The sequence below is a fragment of the Bradyrhizobium sp. genome (genome assembly GCF_035701725.1).
Classification (GTDB): domain Bacteria; phylum Pseudomonadota; class Alphaproteobacteria; order Rhizobiales; family Xanthobacteraceae; genus Bradyrhizobium.
Window position 1 is genome coordinate 1 of record NZ_DASSRP010000011.1, and the last position, 5658, is coordinate 5658.

Sequence of the window (5658 nt, forward strand, 5' to 3'; positions counted from 1 at the left end):
TCGCGGAATTTCGCTTCCGTGAAGCTTTCGGGCGTGACGTCGCCGTCGAACATCGCGCGCGCGATCATGTAGGGCAGGCTGTGGTCGGCGGTCTCGCGCGTCTTCGGGTCCCATTTTTCGGGCTCGCTGCCGGTGCGCTCAAAGCCCCTGTGCGTGGTCGCAACGTCGATCGCTGCGACCTGGTCGCGATTGCCGATCTCCTTTGCGAGCTCGATCGCGGCGACGATCGCGGTCTGCGTATAGATCACCGCCGGATAGGGTTTCAAAATGCAGTTGTGGATCCGGAACGGCTGCTCGCGGCCACCGAAGCTTGCGATGTCGACGTCGGCCGAACCCGTCACCTGCTGAAACATGCCGGTCTTGCCCTCGAAGATCGGGGCCGGCCCGGTCAGTCCGGCGCGCGCCAGACGCGTGGCGAAGACGGCGTTGCGGCCGGCTTCGGCCACCGCGATGCCCTTCCATTCCGAAAGGTCGCCGGCGCGCGTCAGCCCGAGCGGAATGTGATCGTTGATCGCAAGGCCGACGGCGTGTGTGAGCTGTTCGGCCGTGAGCTTCATCAGTCGTCCCGTCGCAAGCGCCACCGCCGGCAGCCCGAGCACAGGCGTATCCCAGCCGCGCGAGGCGATGTCGAGCGCGTCGATCAGCCGGCAGTTGACCTCATAGGCGAGCGCAATCGCCGTGATCAGCTCCTGCGCGCTGGCGTGCTCGGCTTCGGCCACTGCCAGGCACGGCGCGATGTTGTCGCTCGGATGGATCGCAATCTTGCCGACATAGGTGTCGTTGAAATCGAGATAGCGGATCGCCGCGCCATTGGCGAAGGCCGCAAGGTCGGACGTGGTGCGGCTGGTGCTGCCGATGATGGTGGACGGGCCCGTGACCGGCAGCGCGATCTCGCGGCAAATCCGCACCGCCCCCTCGTTCAGCGCGCCGATGCCGCAGCCGAGCGCATCGATCAGGTGTATCTTGACGCGCTCGATCGTGGCGGCATCGAGGTCTTCGTAGCGAAGTGAAAGCGCATAATCGGCAAGCCGCCGGGCGAGGGGAGCCGCGCGAGATGCGCGGTCCGCCGCTTTGGCGCGTTGCGACGCAAGAATTTGTGAACCAAAAATCGAGCCGAGCGGCAGCGCGGCGGTTGCAGCGCCCAAATGCAGGACAGCGCGGCGGGTCAGCGTCATGCGTTCACCCCGACAGGAAATGGCATATCCGAACAAATGACGCGGCGGATTGAAACACGCTTTGGGGCGGAAATCCAACCGTGGCAAATCCGCCGGCGCGGCGATTACTGGCGCGGCGCGGCCGAACATGCTTTGTTGCCGCATGACCGAACCGACCCCGGAACAAGTCGAGCAGCTGACGCGCGCCTTCGAGCGCTTCACGCGCCGCTTCAAGGTGGCGGAGGCGGCGGCCGCCGCCGACAATGCGCTCAACGCGCTCGATGCGCAGACGCTGGTGTTCGTCGGCGACAATCCCGGCTGCGGCATCGGCGATGTCGCCCGCTATCTCAAGGTCGCGATGACGACGATGTCGTCCGCCATCGACCGCCTGGTGCGCAAGGATCTGATCGAGCGCGGCCGCCCCGAGGACGATCGCCGCTCGGCGGCATTGATGGCGACGGCCAAGGGACGGCAGGCGATCGAGGATCACATCGCCGCCTATCGCGAAGCCTGTCGGGCCATGCTTCGTTCGCTCGATCCGCGCGAGCAGCGCGAACTGATCCGGCTCACGGAAAAGATCGCAAGCTCGGAGCCTTGAATAGTACGAATTTCGTACTATCCTGATGGTCCTCCCTTGTTGGCCGCGAGCCGCATTTGAAAAGGAGGTGCCGATGGCGATCGACATCAATGGAACGGATTATCCGTTACCCGACGACCCCAGGGTTTCGCTGCTCGACCTGTTGCGCGAGCGGCTCGGGCTGACCGGCACCAAGCTCGGCTGCAATCAGGGCGGCTGCGGCGCCTGCACGGTCATCATCGACGGGGTGCGGGTACTGTCCTGCCTGACGCTCGCGGTCCAGGCCGACGGCTGCAAGGTGCAGACCATCGAAGGCATGGCCGCCGACGGCCACCTGCATCCGTTGCAGGAAGCCCTTATCGAACATGACGGCTTTCAGTGCGGCTACTGCACGCCGGGCCAGATCTGTTCGGCAATCGCCATGGCTGCCGAGCTCAAACGGGGTGATCCGAGTTACGTGACGCCCGATCTCGCCGCGGGGCCGAACGGCATAACCCGCCAGGAAATACGCGAACGCATGAGCGGCAATCTATGCCGGTGCGGCGCCCATAATGGAATTGTCGATGCGATCGAGGAAATGCTAACCGGAGGTGTGGCATGAGGCCGTTCGATTACCGGCGCGCCGCCGACCCGGCCGAAGCCTTTGCCATCGCGGGCCGCGAGCAGGCGCGTTATCTCGGCGGCGGCACCAATCTCGTCGACTTGATGCGGCAGAACATCGAAGCGCCAGCCGCGCTGATCGACGTCTCGCGCTTGCCGGGCACCATCGAGGACACGCCGAACGGCGGCCTGATGATCGGTGCGGCGGTGCGCAACAGCACGCTCGCCGCGCATCCTTCGGTACGGGCGCGCTATCCGATGCTGTCGCGTGCGATCCTGGCGGGCGCCTCGGCGCAGATCCGCAACATGGCGACCGTCGGCGGCAATATCCTGCAGCGGACTCGCTGCGCCTATTTCTATGACACGACCGGCGCGCGCTGTAACAAGCGCGCGCCCGGCTCGGGCTGCGATGCGATCGACGGCTTCAACCGCTACCACGCGATCCTTGGTGCTTCCGAACATTGCATCGCGACGCACCCCTCCGACATGTGCGTGGCGCTGGCGGCGCTGGATGCGACGATCCATCTGTCGGGCCCGGCCGGAACGCGCAGCGTGAAGCTCGCCGACTTCCACCAATTGCCCGGCGCGCATCCGGAAGTCGAGACGGTGTTGCAGCCGGGTGAACTGATCACCGCGGTCGAAATTGCAGCAAGTCCCGCGGCGGCGCATTCGGAATATCGCAAGGTGCGCGACCGCTCGAGCTATGCGTTTGCGCTGGTCTCGGTCGCGGCCGGTGTCACCGTCGCCGGCGGCAGGATCGAAGACGTGCGGATTGCGCTCGGCGGCGTGGCGCCGAAACCGTGGCGCGCCGCCAAGGCCGAGGAAATTCTGCGCGGTCAGGCGCCCGAACAAGCGCGCTTCCTCGCCGCGGCCGATGCCGAACTCACCACCGCCAGGCCTTTTGACCGCAACGCCTTCAAGGTCGAACTCGCCAGACGAACCATCGCCGCCGTGCTCGGCGGACTCACGGGAGTGCAGGCATGAGCAAGCTGCAGAACGCCATCGTCGGCGGGGTCCGGAGCGCGATGGGCTATGTGCCCGCGAACTGGTTGCCGGGCGGCACGCCCGATCCCCTGATCGAAAAGCGGGTGAACCTCGGAACCCAACAATCGCGCCTCGATGGTCCAGAGAAAGTGCGCGGCCAAGCGCGCTTCGCCGCTGAAGTCGCGATGGAGCGGCTGCTCTATGCGGCCTGCGTGCATTCGACCATCGCACGCGGACGCATCGTCGAACTCGACGTCACGGCGGCCGAAGCGGCGCCCGGCGTCGCGCTGGTCATGACCCATCGCAACGCGCCGAAGATGGCGGCGCCGCCGCCGATCGGCCTGACCAATCTCAAGGCCGCGGGCAACAACATTATTCCGGTGATGCAGGACGCCGAAGTGCGCTGGAACGGCCAGGCGGTTGCCGTGGTGCTCGCCGAAACCCAGGAGCAGGCCGACCATGCCGCCGCGCTGGTCAAGGTGCGCTATGAGGCGGCGGCAGCGCGCACGCGCTTCGAAGACGCCAAGGTCGATGCGCGCACGCCCGACTCGCTTCTGATCGAGCGCAACCGGCTGAAGAAGGGTGATGCCGATGCGGCGCTCGCCTCCGCACCGCACCGGGTCGATGCGGTCTATCGCACGCCATGGCACAACCATAATCCGATCGAGCCGAACGCGACGACGATTGCCTGGCAGGGCGACCGGCTGATCGTGCATGATGCGACGCAGATGCTGAACGGCACCGCCGGCTCGCTCGCCAAGGTTTTCGGCATCAAGGAATCCCAGGTTTTCGTCTCCTCGCCCTTTGTCGGCGGAGGCTTCGGCGGCAAGGCGTTGTGGGATCACCAGATCCTTGGCGCCGCCGCAGCCAAGCTCGCCGGCAGGCCGGTGCGGATCGCATTGTCGCGCGCCAGCATGCATCGGCTGATCGGCGGGCGCTCGCAGACCGAACAGCGCGTTGCGCTTGCCACGGACGCCAACGGAAAACTCAAGGCAGTCGTGCATCACGGCTATTCGGTGAAACCGCAGCACAGCGCCTGCGATGAGGCCTTCACGATGGCGAGCCGCTCGCTCTACGCCTCTGAGAGCTTCGATGTCGTGCAGCACACGCTCGATCTCGACATTCTCGCCAACACCTTCATGCGCGCGCCGGGGGAAGCGCCAGGCACTTTCGCTGTCGAGAGCGCGATCGACGAACTGGCGCACGAACTCGGGCTGGATCCGATCGAACTGCGGCGTCGCAACATCGCCGACAAGGATCCCGTGAGCGGCGCGCCGCATTCGCAAAGCGACCTGATGCTGGCCTACGACCTCGGCGCCAGGCGTTTCGGCTGGGAGAAGCGCGCGGCTAGGCCGCGCGCGCGCCGCGAAGGCGAATGGCTCGTCGGCATGGGCTGCGCCACCGGCTCGTTTCCCTATATGCGGATGCCCGGAATGTCGGCGCGGATCACGATCGACGGCAACGGTCACGTGACGGTGTCGAGCGCCGCGCATGAAATGGGGATGGGCACCACGACCGTACAGCGGCAGATCGCGGCCGATCGTCTTGGCGTGCCGCTTGACAGCGTCACGGTCCGGATCGGCGACACCAGCCTGCCGTTCGGCAGCTTTGCCGGCGGTTCATCGCAGACGGCCTCGCTCGGAGCCGCGGTCACCGCGGCCAGCGCCAAACTGGCAGGCGAGCTGTTGCGCCTGGCCGGCAACGATACGCCGCTCGCGGGTTTGCGCGCCGGCGAGATCGAATTTGCAAGAAGCGGCCTGCAGAAGATCGGCGATCCCTCGCGGCACGAAAGTTTCGCATCCATTCTTGGCCGAGCCGCGCGCAGCGACATCAGCGCCACCGGCGAGAGCGGCGCGCCACTCGAAGTCCTGAAATTCTCGATGCATTCGCGCTCGGCGGTGTTCTGCCAGCTTCGCGTCAGCGAGGTCACCGGGGAAATCCGCCTCGACCGCCTGCTCGGTTCGTTCGACTGCGGTCGTATCCTCAATCCCAAGACCGCGGCGAGCCAGTTCCGCGGCGGCATGATCATGGGCATCGGCATGGCGCTCACCGAGGAGACCTTGTTCGACGAGCGCAAGGGGCGGATCATGAGCGCCTCGATCGCGGACTATCACGTGCCGGTGCATCTCGACGTGCCCGATATCGAGGTGCTGTGGACCGACATTCCCGATCCCCGCACGCCGATGGGCGCGCGCGGCATCGGCGAAATCGGCACCACCGGCGTGGCGGCTGCGATCGCGAATGCCGCCTTCAACGCCACGGGCAAACGTGTGCGCGACCTGCCGCTGACGCCTGACAAATTTCTTGCGATCTGATCGCCTCGTGCGACAATCGAGTTGTATT

Annotated in this window: 5 protein-coding genes; 4 read left to right on the forward strand and 1 reads right to left on the reverse strand. The window is 66.0% G+C overall.

The genetic code is table 11. The features are described from left to right. On the reverse strand, positions 1-1175 hold a 1175-nt coding region (locus tag VFL62_RS00485; protein WP_325170416.1), incomplete at its 3' end, for an MmgE/PrpD family protein. Between the two features lie 142 nt (positions 1176-1317). Here VFL62_RS00485 and VFL62_RS00490 point away from each other — a divergent pair. From VFL62_RS00490 to VFL62_RS00505, 4 genes are all read left to right on the forward strand, one after another. After that, positions 1318-1752, forward strand: a complete 435-nt coding sequence (locus VFL62_RS00490; protein ID WP_325170417.1) for a MarR family winged helix-turn-helix transcriptional regulator — start codon at positions 1318-1320, stop codon at positions 1750-1752. Between the two features lie 73 nt (positions 1753-1825). Beyond that, positions 1826-2332: a (2Fe-2S)-binding protein gene (locus tag VFL62_RS00495; protein WP_325170418.1), complete on the forward strand. Its 507-nt coding sequence runs from the start codon at positions 1826-1828 to the stop codon at positions 2330-2332. After that, positions 2329-3315: a xanthine dehydrogenase family protein subunit M gene (locus tag VFL62_RS00500; RefSeq protein ID WP_325170419.1), complete on the forward strand. Its 987-nt coding sequence runs from the start codon at positions 2329-2331 to the stop codon at positions 3313-3315. The genes VFL62_RS00495 and VFL62_RS00500 overlap by 4 nt, the downstream gene beginning before the upstream one ends. 41 nt (positions 3316-3356) lie before the next feature. After that, positions 3357-5630: a xanthine dehydrogenase family protein molybdopterin-binding subunit gene (locus VFL62_RS00505; RefSeq protein ID WP_414644563.1), complete on the forward strand. Its 2274-nt coding sequence runs from the start codon at positions 3357-3359 to the stop codon at positions 5628-5630. Positions 5631-5658: the final 28 nt, after the last annotated feature.